Source organism: Bacillus sp. FSL R9-9410 (assembly GCF_038050385.1).
GTDB lineage: Bacteria > Bacillota > Bacilli > Bacillales > Bacillaceae_G > Bacillus_A > Bacillus_A cereus_U.
The window spans coordinates 464,939-480,370 of the sequence record NZ_JBBOTV010000002.1 but is presented as its reverse complement, the minus strand read 5'-3'; the positions used below and the strand labels follow the sequence as shown (position 1 = coordinate 480,370).

Below are 15,432 nucleotides of genomic sequence, written 5' to 3'. Positions count from 1 at the left end.
ATTAATTGAACAGCGGTTAATTAATTTAGGGGGGATATATAATGAAAAAAGCTTTAGTGCTAGGAGCATCTGGATCAATGGGGTATGCAATTGTAAAAGAATTATGTAGCAGAGGAATTCATGTAGTGGCCTTTGCGAGGAATAAAGAGAAATTAGAGATATTATTTTCTGGAGAAGAAAATGTGAAAGTTGTAGCGGGAGATGTATTTATACAGGAGGATATAATGGAAGCTGCGAAAGGCGTTGATATTATATTTCATGCTGTAAACATTCCATATTCAGATTGGGAGAAGAAGCAACCAAAATTATTAAAAAATATATTAGAAGTAGCAATGTATTACGACAGTAAGTTAGGGATAGTTGATAATATTTATGCGTATGGGAGGCAAGGGGAAGAACCTGTAGTGGAAGAAGTTAAAAAGGCACCACATACGAAGAAAGGGAAAATTCGGTTACAGCTAGAAATGATGGCAAAACAGGCTCGTGTACAAATGTTTATTGCACATTTCCCTGATTTTTATGGTCCAAATGCAGAAAGTACACTTGTTCATCATACTTTAAATGGGGTACTTGCAAATAAGTTATCAAGCTTTGTTGGAGATAAAAAGATTGCTCGTGAATATATTTTCACACCAGACGGTGCAAAAGCAATGGTTGAATTAGCTTTACGTGATGAGGCCTATGGACAAAATTGGAACATACCGGGTTGTGGTGTCATTACAGGTGAAGAGATGATTCAACATATACAAGAATTAACGGGATATACAAAACCAGTAATGACAGTAAAAAAAGGTATGATAAATTTAATTGGACTATTTGATAAGCAGATGAAAGAATTTGTGGAAATGCTATATTTGACAGAAAATCCTGTTGTATTAAGCGGAGAGAAATATGAGAGGTGTATTGGGAATATACCAAAAACTTCTTATTATAATGGGCTAAAGGAAACGATTATATCTATGCAAAATAAAGGTGTGTAAATGTTAGTATATAAAAAAAGTTATTTCTGTAGATAGAAATAACTTTTTTTATATTACGCTTTTTGTTTGACTTCACTAACCTTCTTTTCAGCTACAATAAAATGTGGTCTACGTTTCGTTTCATAATAAATGCGACCGATGTATTCACCCATAACACCTAGGAAAATGAGTTGAATACCACCAATAAATAATATAGCAGAAATTAAAGTGAAGTATCCGGGGACTTCAACACCACCAACAATAATTTGAATAAATGTAGTAATTACGTATAAAACCCCTAAAATAGTTGTTAATAATCCAAGATATATAGATAGTCTTAATGGTTTATTATTGAATGAGATAACACCATCAATTCCGTAATTTAACAATTTAGAAAAAGTCCACTTACTTTCTCCATCAGAACGTAATACATTTTCATATCCAATAATTAGTTCATTAAATCCAATCCAGGAGAATAAACCTTTTGAGAAGCGATTGTATTCGCTTAAAGATAATAGAGAATCAACAGCTCTTCTACTTAAAAGTCTAAAATCTCCAATGCCGTCTACTAGTTCAATATCTACAAACTTATTCATCACTCTATAGTATAGACGAGAAACGAAAGAGCGAACGGGTGAATCACCTGTTCTTGTTCTTTTTGCAATAACTTGGTCGTAACCTTCGTTATATCCTTCTAACATTTCTTTTATTAGTGTAGGAGGATGTTGCAAATCGGCGTCCATAATAACAACTGCATCACCTGTAGCGTATTTTAAACCAGCTAACATAGCGGCTTCTTTGCCGAAATTCCGACTAAATGATATATAATGAACAGCTGAATCTGAATTTGCCAAATCACGTAGAATATTTAATGTATCATCTTTACTACCATCATTTACAAAAACAAATTCATAATCGGTAGTTAATTTATGAATTTCTAGAGAAGTCTCTGAATAAAAGGCTCGAAGCATCTTTTCTTCATTGTAGCATGGTACGATTATTGAAAGAGTCATTTTTGACCCTCCTTGTTTATAATAGTTAAAACGTTATTTAATATTTTTTATGAAGCTATCCGCTTTGGATAGCTTCATGATTTATTGATTGCTCATTGCTGCTTTTTAAAAGGTAATTTTCGGCGTCCTTTTTGATTTGTAAAGACTAGTAAGGCTACACAAATAATTAGTGAAATAATTGATATAATCATACCTAATTTAAAGTAAGGTGTAACATAAGTCATTTCGATTACATGTGCTCCTTTTGTAATCGGGACACCAATAAAGGCAGAATTTGCTTTCGTGAATTCTGTTTCTTTTCCATCAACTTTTATAGTCCAACCTTTACTATATGGAACAGATAAATATAGTAATCCATCTTTTTTTGAGTTAATTTCACCTTTTAAATAGTTGTTTTTATAATAAATATTTTGAAGTCTATTTTCAGTTAGTTTTTCTGTTTCTTTTTGTACACCTTCGTAATTTACGATATTTGCTTGTAAGTCTTCAAGTTCGTATTCACCTGGTGCATCAATAGAAATAGTTAGTTGGTCTGGACGATCGTCTTTACCTAAATTATAAACAAATCTTTCTAAAGGATATGAGTATGCACCAGTGTCTTCACCTTTCCCCATATCTTTCCCGTTAACTACTGCATGGAATGAACCTTTATTTTGTATCTTTAATTCTACAATTAAATCTCCAGGAGTATTAGGATAATTTATAGGTACGATCATATGTCCATTGCCATGGACAATGAGTTTATTATTCTCTTTTTCCATATTTTCTAGTTGTACTTTTTCCATTTTGATAGGTACCGCTTTTGAATTAAGGTTCTTTTTATCAAAATGAGTTAATGAAAAGTCTTTTCCATTATTAACGACTACAGCATGTAATAATAATTGGTCACGCTGAGCGAAGTTTAATTTAGAAAATTCTTCTTCACTTATACTAGAATCATATACATACCCTAACGGTAAAGCATAGTCATTTTTGTAAATATTATAGGGTCCTACTTGTTTTAATAGTTTATATCCATATGGGATATTTTTTTGATCTGTATCAGCGCTTAGTACGCGATATTTTATACCTAACATATTTTCAAGTAGTAGTCGACTATCAACTTGGAAGAACATCGAAGGAGTGTCGAACCCTTGGAATACGTTGTATTTATTTTTCATAAAGTCATGAACATAATAATTAATCAAGCTTTGGTACGTACTTGTACCATGATAACCTTGTAGCATTGGTGTGTTATGGGCGCTACCTGGGTTAAGAATACGATAAAAGTCTTTATCATATTCTTGTATATAACGAATGGCAGCAATCTCATCTTTGTTATCATAGCCAGATACATGTAAAGCTTCTTTTGTAGCATTGCTTTGTCCGAAAACTGTACTAAGTATATTATTAGCATACATGTAATTCATGGAAATTGTACTAACGAGTACGTTCACTACAACTAAAAATTGTATGAAAGGTTTAGAAAGATAACGCCATAAACATACTGTAATGACAGAAAGAACGATAGTTCCGATTAAAATATTGTCAACTGCCTGTAAAGGTTTATCACTTACATTTATATTTACTTTTCTATAAAATGCATAAATGAATAATCCTATTGATACTAATGAACTCATTATATAAGGTAATTTATGTTCTTTCTTATGAACAATCATCCAATCTAAGATGTATGCTATAGTTTGAGCAATTACAAATACAAATAAATAAAGCCATCTATATTGCATTGCTGAGAAACCATTAAATACAGAGTATGTATAAGGAAGCATAAACAGAATGAACATGAAAAATGTAAAGAGTACTTTATTTTTAACAAGTTTATCACGTATAAACATTCCAAATATGATTAGGAATAAAATTAAAGCTGGTAAAGCTAATTGATGATTTTCAGCATCATATACGAAGAAGATAGTTTCCATTAAATCTTTATAAAATTTATCTTCAAAGAATAAAGGTATATCAAATTTCTTCGTTAACCGATCCGCACTAAATACCGCATTGACTGATGGAATAAAGCAAACTGCAGCCAAGCCAAGTGATAGACCGTATAATAATCCAATTTTAATATAATAAGCTAGAAAAGAGACGATTGTTTTATTTTGCTGTGTGGCAAAGTATTGGAAAAATGCATAAATGAAAATGAAAATACTTGTGATAAAAGCAAAATAAAAGTTCGATGCTAACATTAAAGTAGCAGCTACTAGGAAAAGTCCACGTTTCTTTTCTATAATATATTTATCAAGTCCCCATATTACTAATGGTAAAAATACGATGGCATCAGCCATGAAATCCCAAAGTAATGAATGGCGCATAAAAGTAATACATCCACCATACATAATAGCAGCAATAAAAGATGAGAAAACTGTTTTATTATGATAACGTAAAGAACCATACATGAATAACATAGCTAAAAAGTTTTTTAAAATACTCATGTATAATTTCATATCATAGATTTGTTCAATATTTAATTTAGGAAGTAACAGCGTAATCCAGAAGAACGGCGCTGTACTGTAATAATAACTAAACTCTCCAAATAAATCTCCACCTAATCCATAATCAAAAGACCAAAAAAGATTACCATCTTTAAAGGCATGTTGCAGGAGAAATGTAAAGAAGCCAAATTGGCTTAATGCATCACCTGTACCAGAAAAGATTTGATTAGATGTTAAAAAGAAATAATGAAAAGCAAAAGCACACAATAATAATATCGGAATAATCATTATAGTTTTCTTTGAGAAAATCTTATTGTCCGGCTTAATGCTCATAAAAATTTATAATCCTCCTTTGAAAGTTGTTACATATAAAAACACACCGATTATAAAGGTGTGTTTTTTAGTTTTAGTATAAAAAAATATATATTTTTGTTGTATCATATATATTTTACAAGCAGTGAATTTCATAGTTTACTTGTAATTTAGTATAAAGCATTCTCAGAAAGTAAGTCAATTTGACATGGAATATATAGCATTTTTTAACTACTGAAAAGTCGAGAATAATGAAGTGCAGTCTTCAGAGTTTATGTTCTGTAAATGATAGTATATAAAAAGCCAAAAGCTTTTCCATTCTTAATAGGAAAAGCTTTTGGCTTTTAAGCGTTTTTACGAACTAATTTTTTATTTACAAATCCTAAAATTAACCCGCGTATTTGTGGATCAATTGCAAGGCCAATAATACCGTACAATATACCAGTAAGTGTTAGGGCTACCAGTGGTGGTAAGTTAATTAATACTGTGCGGTATAGGGCGTAACTGATTATAAATGCTAGTGTATTAAATGCAATCCCTTTGAATAGTAATGTAAATCCTTTACGAACGAATAAAGTAAATCCGATTAATAAAGTAACCTCAGTAATGATAGCAGCTACCGCAGCTCCCATCATTCCAAATTGGCTACCTAATACGATGTAACTTACGATAGCGACAGCTAATCCAATTCCCATCGTTGTCGCACGCTTCCACTGTTGACCAATAGTTGTTAAATTATCAGCAAGTGGATAGTTGATAGATTGTAAAATGACCATAAATGCTAAAATTGCAAGAGCATCACCGGCTGGTGCATATTTTTCACCTAATAAAGTAACAATCCAAAAGCTTGGATCAGCGATAAATGGAATGGAGATTCCCATTCCTAAGAAAGACATAAGTTTTAATTCGAACTGAGATAGTTTTCTATGTTCATCAATATTCTTTTCATTTCCAAAAGCAAATAATTTTGGATAAAAAGCTGCTGCAATTACACCAGGTATTTGATAAAGGACAGCAGGTATTTTAGAAGCAGCTCCAAAGAATCCAACTTGCTCATACGTTGAAACTTTTTCTAATATAATGGGCCCTAACTGTGGTAAGAGCATAATGATAATGCCATTGATTGTGAAAATGAGCAATTGATCTAAAATACCTTTATCCCAGCCCTTATGAACTGTTGTATGGCGAATTACCATTATAAAGGCGATGAGTCCTGTTACGAGACTAGATATCCCGTACATGGCAGCAACCATCATAAGTGACCATTTAAAGGACATTCCTAGTAGAAGAGCAGCTGCGGCTGTTACACCTTGTATTACAGAAATAATCGCTGTAAATTGCATGCGTTCTGTTACTTGGAAGTAAGCCATCCCAACACCTTGTAAAGTTGCTCCAAACATTGTCGGCAGTACAACCCAATATACCATCGCACGTAAGTAAGCATCAGGATAGAAGAACTGAGCGAAAATAGCGAAGAGCACAGAAATTACGATAGCTAATACTAAACGAATACGTAAATAACTACTAATTAGTACGCTAATGTTAGCGTTGCTTCTCGTTCCTTCACGCATAAATGTATGTGTCAAACCTGCATCTGTAAAATAACAAATAACAGCGGAAACTGCTAAAGCAGTTGTAAACATCCCATAATCTTTTGGTGAAACATATCTTGCAAAGAAAATCGTCGCAATAGCAAGTACAAATCGAACAGTAATATTTCCTACAAATAGGTAGGAGGCGTTTTTAAGGATTTTATTTGTTTTCATGGAACAAGACCTTTCTATTTTTCAGGACGCACTTCGTCCTATTTGTAAATTTGATTTGTTTACGGAAAGTATGTTTAAAAGCGTATTCTTTATTTAAGAAAACATAAACTTTATTCGTACAAACCAAAGCATCGCGTATAGCTTTTTGCTTCGTTTTCCATTTTTTGAATAAATTTTGCGACAATATTTATTTATATCGCCCTTGATTAATTGAACTTGTGATTTATCTAACTTAGAGCTTCCTTTAATGTATATACAAGCATTGTTAATGACTGTATATGGGAATAGATAAGTTTCAAGGATTTCAATAAGTTCTGTAGAATCATTCACGATCAAGTCTTTTGATTTATTATGAACCCAATCCTTCATTCGATTAAATACTTCTAATTCTTTTGTTGTTTTTAATTCATAATCTTTATACTTTGAAGAAAGATTTCCTTCTGATAAGATTCGATAATATGTTAAATATTCATTTACATAGCATACATTTGTAACGCTCATTAATTTAAATAGAAATTCTAAATCTTCTCCCCAGCTACACCCTGGTGTGAAACGAATGTTATGATCCATCACGATAGATCTTTTGAAAATCCAAGTACTTGTTTGCGCAACAACTTGATGCGTTAAGAAAGCCTGTGTCATATCACCTTTAATAAAGTTTGTCGTATGCTCAACTTTTTCACCAGTCTCTTCGTAAAAGTTCATATAGCCACAATAACAAGCGTTCATGTTGTTTTTATGCATGCTTTCAACTTGTTTTTCGATTTTTGTTGGATGCCATAAATCATCACTATCAAGAAAAGCAACATATTCTCCGCTAGCATTTTCAATTCCTGTATTACGAGCAACAGAAACACCTTGATTTTCTTGAGGGACGTATTTTATTTGTCCTGGGTACTTTTGTACAAGATTTTTTACGATGGAAGGTGATTGATCTTTGCTTCCATCATCTACAATTACAATTTCAATGTTTTTATATGTTTGATCTAGTATTGATTGCATCGTTTCTTCAATATATTTTTCCGTATTATACAGAGGTATGACAACGGAAACGAGTTGTTTTTGTTCTATCATAGAGTTTTTATCTCCTCAAATTTTTTATGTTTTGTACCATATATACAAGCCTTTTGAAAGGAAGAAGACTACAAGAACATCTGTATAAGTTTAACGCATATAAACTTTGTAAATCAACTTTCTATTGTGGTATCTCGTATAATTAGAAAGAAATAATTTGAAATGATAAAAGCTCCTGAATTTTTCAAGCAAAATTCAGGAGCTTTTATATATTAGTATTTAGTTAGAAAGTTATTCTTTATCTGTTATCTTTAATTTTTGTTTTAATAATGCATAATCTTGCGTTAATGTTACAAGTTGATGGTGTAATTTGGAGATTTTTCTCGTCAGGTCAAAAATTAAGATAAAACAGAATAATAGTCCGAATAAGAATAAAATGGACGGAGGATATTCTACTTTTAATAGTTTTCCAATCCAATTTATAATTTTATCCGTAGAACTTAAAATAGCCATTGCAATACAAACAAAAATCCATAAAATAGCATATTTTGTTTCTAAAGTCCCACGACGAATGGAATTAATAATTAAGAAGAATAGTAATAAAATAAAGATAAATGAAAAGGTAATTATATGCATTCATTATCAACCTTTCACGATTTTTTGCATCAATATAGCAAGACTCACCTTAACCATGTAATATGCAGATTTAAGGGGAGTGATGGAAGATTGTCCACCTTGTCGCTCTTGCATATTTACAGATATTTCATTAATGCGAAGTTTTTTCTTTTTTAAATGAATAAGGACTTCTGGTTCTGGATAATCTTTTGGATAATTGTGTGCAAAAATCTTAATTACTTCTCGATTGATAGCACGATACCCAGAAGTTGGATCCATAAATGTTTGTTTTGTTAGTACTTTCAATAGAGCAGTAAAATAAAAAATACCGATTCTTCGGGAAATACTACCTTTATATGCTGTTTTTTCTGTAAAACGTGAACCCAGCACCATATCGCATTGATCCTCGGCGATAGGCTGTATAATTTTGTATAAATCATCAGGATTATGTTGTCCATCAGCATCGAACTGAATCGCAATATCATATCCGTTTTCATAAGCGTATTTATATCCAGTTTGTACAGCTGAACCAATGCCTAGATTATATGGTAAATTAACAAGATGAACAGGGAAATCTTTTACGATTTGAGCTGTTTTATCTTTTGATCCATCATTAATAACGCAAATGCTTAATGCTGTAAAATGCTGTTTTAGTTCTAATAATCTTGTTAATGTATCTGCAATTGCTTCTTCCTCGTTATACGCTGGAATAATAATTAACGTTTTTGGTATTGAAATTGGTACCTCAATAGACATTACCGCACCATCCCTTATATACTTAATCATATTATGGTTATTTTTAAACGAACATTATTTAATATACCATTAATAGTATAACAAAATAAAGGAAAAGCTGATGGGTGATTTTAGGGAATAGGCATCGAATAAAAATGCTAAGGCAACACTTTATTATAATAAAAAATACATGCAAGGAAGAAAAAACCTGTGCATGTATAAGATAAAATCCTAATGTTACATATTCCAAGGCTTACTTAAAGTTAATACTTCAGCCATTTCTTTACTCTTCAAACGCCCTTTTTTTCTATTTTCTGCACGCTCTGAACCAGTTGTATGTAGCCAATGTTCTTCCTCTGTTTCAGGAATTACTTGTGGTACAGATGAAGGTTTTCCGTCTTTTAATGCAACAAATGTAATGAAACACGTTGCGGCCATTCTACGCTCGCCTGCTAGTAGATCCTCTGCGATTACTTTTACGAAAACTTCCATTGAAGACTTTCCTGTATAACATACGAATGCTTCATAACAAACAGAATCCGCTTGGTGAATTGGAGTTAAAAAATCAACGGAATCGATAGATGCTGTTACGCAATGTTTGCGGCTGTGTCTTGCAGCTGCAATTGAAGCGATACTATCAATTTCTGCTAATAATTTCCCCCCGAAAAGTGTTTGGTGATTATTTAAATCGTTAGGAAAAACACGTGTTGTTTTAATTGCTTTTGATTCTCGCATGAATTTCTTTTCCATATATTCAGCCCCTATTTTCTGTTTTCAATCAGAGTGACATGTGTAAGTGGAGTACTCATATTAGATATTTAATGAAGTAAAGTGTTCCAAAAGAGGATTATCCCGCTATTTGCGGGATAATAGTCAGTGGAGGATGAACAAAACCCCCGCGGATTAAAGTTTCACTTTATTGAAATTTCTGTATTTGTATTCATGTAACTGAAAGAAAATTTATCGTATATAAAATGTAGTGTAAAAGAGGATTCGCTTACATTGCAAGTGAAAAAGTAATGACCATATATTTGTCATAGAAATTCCCTATTAACCTTGTGCCTATTCATGATAGAATCGTTTTGTTATGAATGGAAATAGAGGTGCAATGGACATATGAATCATATACAAACAAATTTTTCTTCTTTCTTTAGTAAAATAATGATTGGTGCGATGCTCGCATTTTTTGTCTATAGTTGTTGGTCGGCTTTTGAAACAAGTAAGCAATTTTTTGGAGGAAGTACAACAAGTATAACAATCGTATTAGTGATTTTTGTTATTCTTATTTTGTTAGTAGCATCAATTTTGCAATATCGTTTTACAGATAAACAATTTCTTATTTTTCTTATAAGCATGTCTATAGTTGTAAGACTTATCACAGTTCTATTTGTAGATAGTCCAATGATAGGTGATATGAAGGCTATGTATGAGTCTGCAAAGCAGATTGCAATTGGCAATAATATAGAGAATATAGCACAGTTACCTTTTATTATTTATGAATCGGTCATCATTCGTATATTTGGTGATACGGTATTCGCTTTACAACTATTTAATATTTTATTTTGTACAGGAACTGCATTTTTCATTTATCGCATTGCGTCAATGGTCTTTGGAGAAGAGTGTGGTCGTATTGCATCAATATTTTACGCTTTATATATTCCAAATATATTTATGAGTTCTGTATTAACGGCGGAATCACTCGCAATATTTTTATTTTATTGTGCTTGTTACATATTTTTATATAAGGGATTAGATCATCCTTATACGTGGGTAATTTCAGCCATTTTATTTGCGCTTAGCAATATGATTTTCCCAATGGGGTTATTTTTACCTATCTGTATAGCTGTATATGTGCTGTTAATTGAATTATTTCAATCAGCAACGAAACAAAAATTACTATTAAAAATGATAGGAATACTTATTCTGTTTTATAGTACTCATTTTGGTGTGAGCTATGGTATCAAGATGATGGGAATGTCACAGTATACGATTTCTAATCAGACTTATGTTCAATCTGTTTTAATTGGGAAAAGTCAAAATGAAGAAAAAACATCCAAAAATCAAAGTGTAAAAGAGCACATTGATCAAGAGTTAAAAGAAATAGAAGTTGAAAGATTTAAACTGTTAAAACCAGTTATTAACCAGTTTTCAGATGAGGGAATAAATTCTATTATTTTTAAATGTGAAAAGCTTATATATATAGTGGTGACACTATTTATGGCCATAGCTTTATTACATTTTCTAATTAAGAAACAGCAAAACGAAGGATATATGTTGTTTGTATTATTAATTACCGGATATGTATTGTTAAGGCTCTTTCAAGTAGATATGGCATATTATAATATTATTATGCCAGCTTTGTTTATTTTACAGAGCTTCGGTGTTTATATGAGTTATTTTTATTGCCAAAAAATATTTTTCAGAAAATAAAAGAATCCATTTTGGATTCTTTTTTTGTAGATGGATGATAAGGATGAATACAAGGTGGAGATGAAGAATCTCCACCTTGTATCGATTTGCCTTACCGGTTTAGTTCTAGTTGTAAACTATCCGCTGTTAAGGCCATTTTCGAGGAATCGTCTTGAATACTCTTCATTACTTGTGAAATAGTTTCTAATTCATTTTCAATTTTTTTATTTTGTTCTTTAGAGTTAGACATATCTTTTACTATTTCTTGGAAATATTGATCTGTCGCATGCATACTATCAGTCCCTTCAGATACGAGAAAGCTAATTTGTTCCACGGAAGAAGAGACGTGTATAATTTGTTCATTAGTTTTTTCAACGAGTTTTGTAACGTTGAATATGGATTCTTTCGTTTGCTCTGATAATTTTCGGATTTCTCCCGCTACGACTGAAAAACCTTTACCAAATTCGCCAGCACGTGCAGATTCAATAGCGGCATTTAATGCTAGTAAATTTGTTTGCTCGGCGATTGATTTTACAATATCAATGATTTCGTTAATTTTGTTAGAAATATCAAGAAGTTCACGAGTATCAGTAATAATAGTTTCCATATTTGTTTGAATGCTTTCCATTCGTTTGTTTTGCAGGTTTAATTGTTCTTTTCCTTTGTTGGCCTTTTCTTCTGATGTCGTAGCTAATGATGTACCTGTTTTTGCAATTCCTACGATATTTTCTGATTTAGATGTTAATTGTTGAATAGAAGAGCTTGTTTTTTCAGACACTGCCGCTAGTTCTGTTGCAATATGTGTAATCGTCATAGCGGTCAGTTCTTTTTCTTTTTCATGTTCTTTTTGAATTCTTTCATATTCGGATTCGTAAGCTGCAATAACAAGTTCTTGTTCTAATGTGAATAATTTATTTATTACATTTATAGAATATGAAAAGTCGTCTATCGTTGAAATTTTCGTTTGCAAAATCTTCATGACGGAGCGGAATAATTCTTGATAAGCAGCAGTATACCATTTTCTATGTAAACCAATTTGTACGTGCCTTTTCGCAATTCTAACACGTTGTTCAATAAAATCTTCATTCATATTCCCGCTGAACAATTCTTTAATATGTGTCTTTAAAGTTTGTTTTAATTTTGGAATAGAGCTGTAGCGTTCAATAACAGCAATTAAATTAGGTTGTTTTGTGATGTTGGTGTAGAATTTTTCTGTTATCCAATCTATTTCCTCATAAATAAATGGCTGTAATACTTTCACAATTTGTAAATCTTCCTTTGAAATATGTAGCATGTCCATTTGAGTTTTTAGTTCAGAATTGGCAGGCACGTTAAATATGATTTGTTGGCCTTTACTTAATTCGATTATACTGGTGTTTGTTTTATTTTTTTTAAAAACCCCAAGCATCATTCTTCCCCCTGTTTATAAAGCGTTTTCATTTTTGGTCCTTATATAATTATATATTTTTATATACAATTACTCTATAGTGTGTGAAATTGTACATAAATTAAGAGAATTCTATGTAGAATTCTCTTAGTGGCCTTTATTAATTTTTGCATGTGTTTTAAAGAAAACTGGGAAATGTACATTATATATTACGGTGACTACACGAATAACGAATGTTATTAATAAACAAACATAGAAAGCCAATACGTGTGCCCCCATTGCATGTGTAATTAGGAAACTAACTGCTCCTAAAATAGAAGCAATTGCATATATCTCTTTTCGGAATACATACGGGATATCTTGAGCACAAATGTCGCGTAAAATACCGCCCCCAATACCTGTAATAACTCCCATTGAAACGACTAAAAACGAGGCGTCAACGTGATGTGACATTGCTGCATTTGCACCAATAGCTGTAAATACACCTAAACCAACAGCATCAGAAAGCATAATAACAACTTGAAGTTTATTAATGCGCTCAAAAAACATACATGTGAATAATGCTGATAGTACACTTACGAAAAAGTAAATTGGTTTTACAAATGCGACAGGAGGCAGGTTACCAATCATAATATCACGAATAATACCGCCGCCGAGCGCAGTAGCTACAGCTAAACAAAGGACACCAAATAAATCTAGATCTTTTTTCAAACCAACTAATGTACCAGAAATGGCAGCGGCGATAATGCCAAGAAACGTAAATATATCGATTAATAACATGGCTTTAATTCCTTCCTCTTAAAGATGTTCCAGAGAAAAAATATACACTAAAGTTTTGGAAATAACAATTACTTTTCGCTACATGTAGAAAAACGGATGAAATAGCTAAAGAAAGCGTTTGAAAATGCTTGATAAGTAGCAATAAAGTAAGGCGAAAAAGTGTGGGAAGATTAATTGTATAGTTTTTTGATGTAGCTTAGTTGGAGGAATGGTACAATAAGAGAAGTCCGCTTTTTACATTTGTATAAAATGATAAAAAAATATTTCCGTACGGTCGAAAATAAGTGCACAGGTGTTAGATAGTTTTTATAGGGATAGGGAAGGATAGCTAAAGGACAATATTTTCGGTTACTAATAATGTTGGATTTGACTAGTTTCAGCATGAAAAATAGTTCTCAATTTAAATATGAGTTATGTTATAATTGCTGGGTGTGTTTAAACAGTAGAAAACTATGATTAAAAGATAATGTAAAGATTTTGTATGGAGGTCTTGGAATGTTAGCAAATCAAGCTAGGGTTAGATTTGAGCATTTTTTGCTCTTTTTTATTATTTTACAGCCCGTTTTGGATTTATTAACCTCTCTTAGCATTGAGTTATTAAAAGTAAATGCGACAGTTGGAATTATGGTGAGATTCCTCATTATGGCAATGGGTGGTATTTATATTTTAATTCAGGCAAAAGAAAGAGAAAATAGGAAGTTTTTGATTTATCTTGTATTACTAGGAGCTATATTAGGAATAGGATTTATTAATAACAAGTTAATCAAGAGTCCTATTGTAATCGCAGAAGAAGTTAAATTCATTGGAAAAGCATTGTATATATATATTATGCTTGGCTCATACATTTTAGCTTTAAAATCACTGAAGAAGACAGTAAATATTAGCGATAAAGTTAGAAATAACATTGTGTATTCAACATTAATTATTAATGCTATTATGGTTATTTCTATTACAACTTCTACAGACTTTGGAAGTTATGAGTGGATGAAAGTTGGTTCCCGAGGATGGTTCTATGCAGGTAATGAACTAGGGTCAATCTTAGCCATTATTTTCCCTATTGTGGTACTATATTCGATTCAAAAAACAAAGAGCTTGAAACACGTTTTATATTGGATTCCATCGCTGTTAATGATTTACTCTTTAATTCAAGTTGGTACGAAAGTAGGGATGGGCTCAATTGGTGCTACGTTAGCGGCAGCAATCGGGATTATTGTACTACAATTATTATTTGATAGAAAAAACCCGAACAAAAAATCTCTTGCAATTAATGCATTAATTGCTCTTGTCCTATTAGCTGGTGTAGTTGGAACATTTAAAAAGACACCATTAGCACAAAATATGGGCATTCATAATAACTATTTATCAGAACAAAATGTAGCACAGCAAGGTCAGAAAGAAAAAGAAATTAAAGATAAAATTAAAAAAGAAGAAAAGCAACAACATAAAGTTGAAAAGCCGGAAGAAAAGGCAAAGATAGAAGCGGAAGTTAAGAAAGAGCTTGAGAAAGAGCAAAAGAAAGAAAATCAAGAAAATCTTATTTTTAGTGGACGTCAAGTATATGAAGAGAGACATAAGCAGTTCTTTAAAGAAGCGCCAACGTCACAAAAGTTATTCGGAATGGGTTATGCAGGTAACTATAAATATAATGAACAAAAGCAGCCAGATCCGAAGCTAATCGAAATGGACTTCCATGATTGGTTTTATGATTTCGGAATTATTGGTTTTGCGTTAATGATGATTCCATTTATTTATTACGGCTTAAGAATCTTAATAGCATTTGCTACAAGATTTAAGGAAATATTCAATGTGAAATATGGAATGATTTCAGCAAGCTTAGTATTAGCACTAGGTATTGCGTATATTGCAGGGCATATTTTGACAGCACCAGGAGTCGGGATTTACTTTGTAGTGGTGTTAGCTTGTCTAATTGTAGATTTAGAAATTGAATGATAAAAATAAAAGCTAACTTTTGTTAGCTTTTATTTTTTAGTACAGTAAAATAAAGATAGA

The 15,432-nt window shown here is 31.8% G+C and carries 12 protein-coding genes and 1 pseudogene; 3 read left to right on the top strand and 10 right to left on the bottom strand.

Features of this window, described 5'->3' with window-relative positions:
* Positions 1-41: 41 nt before the first annotated feature.
* A complete protein-coding gene (locus MKX77_RS26355; protein WP_215554884.1) occupies positions 42-980 on the top strand; it encodes an SDR family NAD(P)-dependent oxidoreductase in 939 nt (312 codons plus the stop codon).
* Between the two features lie 53 nt (positions 981-1,033).
* Here MKX77_RS26355 and MKX77_RS26350 read toward each other — a convergent pair whose 3' ends face one another.
* The 7 genes from MKX77_RS26350 to MKX77_RS26320 all read right to left on the bottom strand — a co-directional run bounded on the left by MKX77_RS26350 (position 1,034) and on the right by MKX77_RS26320 (position 9,596).
* A complete protein-coding gene (locus MKX77_RS26350; protein ID WP_215554883.1) occupies positions 1,034-1,972 on the bottom strand; it encodes a glycosyltransferase family 2 protein in 939 nt (312 codons plus the stop codon).
* A gap of 92 nt (positions 1,973-2,064) precedes the next feature.
* Positions 2,065-4,737, bottom strand: a complete 2,673-nt coding sequence (locus tag MKX77_RS26345; protein WP_341308216.1) for a YfhO family protein — start codon at positions 4,735-4,737, stop codon at positions 2,065-2,067.
* A 323-nt stretch (positions 4,738-5,060) separates the two neighbouring features.
* Positions 5,061-6,482, bottom strand: coding sequence for a flippase (locus MKX77_RS26340; RefSeq protein WP_215554881.1), 1,422 nt, complete (start codon positions 6,480-6,482; stop codon positions 5,061-5,063).
* Between the two features lie 93 nt (positions 6,483-6,575).
* Positions 6,576-7,556: a glycosyltransferase family 2 protein gene (locus MKX77_RS26335; RefSeq protein WP_341308215.1), complete on the bottom strand. Its 981-nt coding sequence runs from the start codon at positions 7,554-7,556 to the stop codon at positions 6,576-6,578.
* 231 nt (positions 7,557-7,787) lie between these two features.
* A complete protein-coding gene (locus tag MKX77_RS26330) occupies positions 7,788-8,132 on the bottom strand; it encodes a DUF2304 domain-containing protein (RefSeq protein WP_002174456.1) in 345 nt (114 codons plus the stop codon).
* 6 nt (positions 8,133-8,138) lie between these two features.
* Positions 8,139-8,867, bottom strand: coding sequence for a glycosyltransferase family 2 protein (locus MKX77_RS26325; protein ID WP_000021472.1), 729 nt, complete (start codon positions 8,865-8,867; stop codon positions 8,139-8,141).
* Between the two features lie 216 nt (positions 8,868-9,083).
* Complete coding sequence (locus tag MKX77_RS26320) at positions 9,084-9,596, bottom strand: acyl-CoA thioesterase (RefSeq protein WP_000412118.1); 513 nt, start codon at positions 9,594-9,596, stop codon at positions 9,084-9,086.
* 366 nt (positions 9,597-9,962) lie between these two features.
* Between MKX77_RS26320 and MKX77_RS26315 the strand changes: the two genes are divergently transcribed.
* Complete coding sequence (locus MKX77_RS26315; RefSeq protein WP_341308214.1) at positions 9,963-11,276, top strand: ArnT family glycosyltransferase; 1,314 nt, start codon at positions 9,963-9,965, stop codon at positions 11,274-11,276.
* Positions 11,277-11,367: 91 nt separating this feature from the next.
* On the opposite strand, the gene MKX77_RS30745 is transcribed toward MKX77_RS26315, so the two are convergent.
* The 3 genes and pseudogenes from MKX77_RS30745 to MKX77_RS26305 form a co-directional block, all read right to left on the bottom strand.
* A complete protein-coding gene (locus MKX77_RS30745) occupies positions 11,368-12,174 on the bottom strand; it encodes a methyl-accepting chemotaxis protein (protein ID WP_435868550.1) in 807 nt (268 codons plus the stop codon).
* A pseudogene (locus MKX77_RS30740) lies at positions 12,172-12,549 on the bottom strand (protoglobin family protein); the annotation flags it as partial. The pseudogene MKX77_RS30740 and the gene MKX77_RS30745, both read right to left, overlap by 3 nt.
* Positions 12,550-12,789: 240 nt before the next feature.
* Complete coding sequence (locus MKX77_RS26305) at positions 12,790-13,422, bottom strand: trimeric intracellular cation channel family protein (protein WP_000924380.1); 633 nt, start codon at positions 13,420-13,422, stop codon at positions 12,790-12,792.
* Between the two features lie 495 nt (positions 13,423-13,917).
* Between MKX77_RS26305 and MKX77_RS26300 the strand changes: the two genes are divergently transcribed.
* Positions 13,918-15,372, top strand: a complete 1,455-nt coding sequence (locus MKX77_RS26300) for an O-antigen ligase family protein (protein ID WP_341308213.1) — start codon at positions 13,918-13,920, stop codon at positions 15,370-15,372.
* The last annotated feature ends 60 nt before the right edge of the window (positions 15,373-15,432 follow it).

What these genes read in the sequence shown, in the direction of transcription:
- MKX77_RS26355 (WP_215554884.1), top strand. Translation starts at nt 42, where the DNA reads ATGAAAAAAGCTTTAGTGCTAGGAGCATCTGGATCAATGGGGTATGCA.
- MKX77_RS26340 (WP_215554881.1), bottom strand. Translation starts at nt 6,482, where the DNA reads ATGAAAACAAATAAAATCCTTAAAAACGCCTCCTACCTATTTGTAGGA.
- MKX77_RS26330 (WP_002174456.1), bottom strand. Translation starts at nt 8,132, where the DNA reads ATGCATATAATTACCTTTTCATTTATCTTTATTTTATTACTATTCTTC.
- MKX77_RS26325 (WP_000021472.1), bottom strand. Translation starts at nt 8,867, where the DNA reads ATGTCTATTGAGGTACCAATTTCAATACCAAAAACGTTAATTATTATT.
- MKX77_RS26345 (WP_341308216.1), bottom strand. Translation starts at nt 4,737, where the DNA reads ATGAGCATTAAGCCGGACAATAAGATTTTCTCAAAGAAAACTATAATG.
- MKX77_RS26320 (WP_000412118.1), bottom strand. Translation starts at nt 9,596, where the DNA reads ATGGAAAAGAAATTCATGCGAGAATCAAAAGCAATTAAAACAACACGT.
- MKX77_RS26335 (WP_341308215.1), bottom strand. Translation starts at nt 7,556, where the DNA reads ATGATAGAACAAAAACAACTCGTTTCCGTTGTCATACCTCTGTATAAT.
- MKX77_RS26305 (WP_000924380.1), bottom strand. Translation starts at nt 13,422, where the DNA reads ATGTTATTAATCGATATATTTACGTTTCTTGGCATTATCGCCGCTGCC.
- MKX77_RS26350 (WP_215554883.1), bottom strand. Translation starts at nt 1,972, where the DNA reads ATGACTCTTTCAATAATCGTACCATGCTACAATGAAGAAAAGATGCTT.
- MKX77_RS26315 (WP_341308214.1), top strand. Translation starts at nt 9,963, where the DNA reads ATGAATCATATACAAACAAATTTTTCTTCTTTCTTTAGTAAAATAATG.
- MKX77_RS26300 (WP_341308213.1), top strand. Translation starts at nt 13,918, where the DNA reads ATGTTAGCAAATCAAGCTAGGGTTAGATTTGAGCATTTTTTGCTCTTT.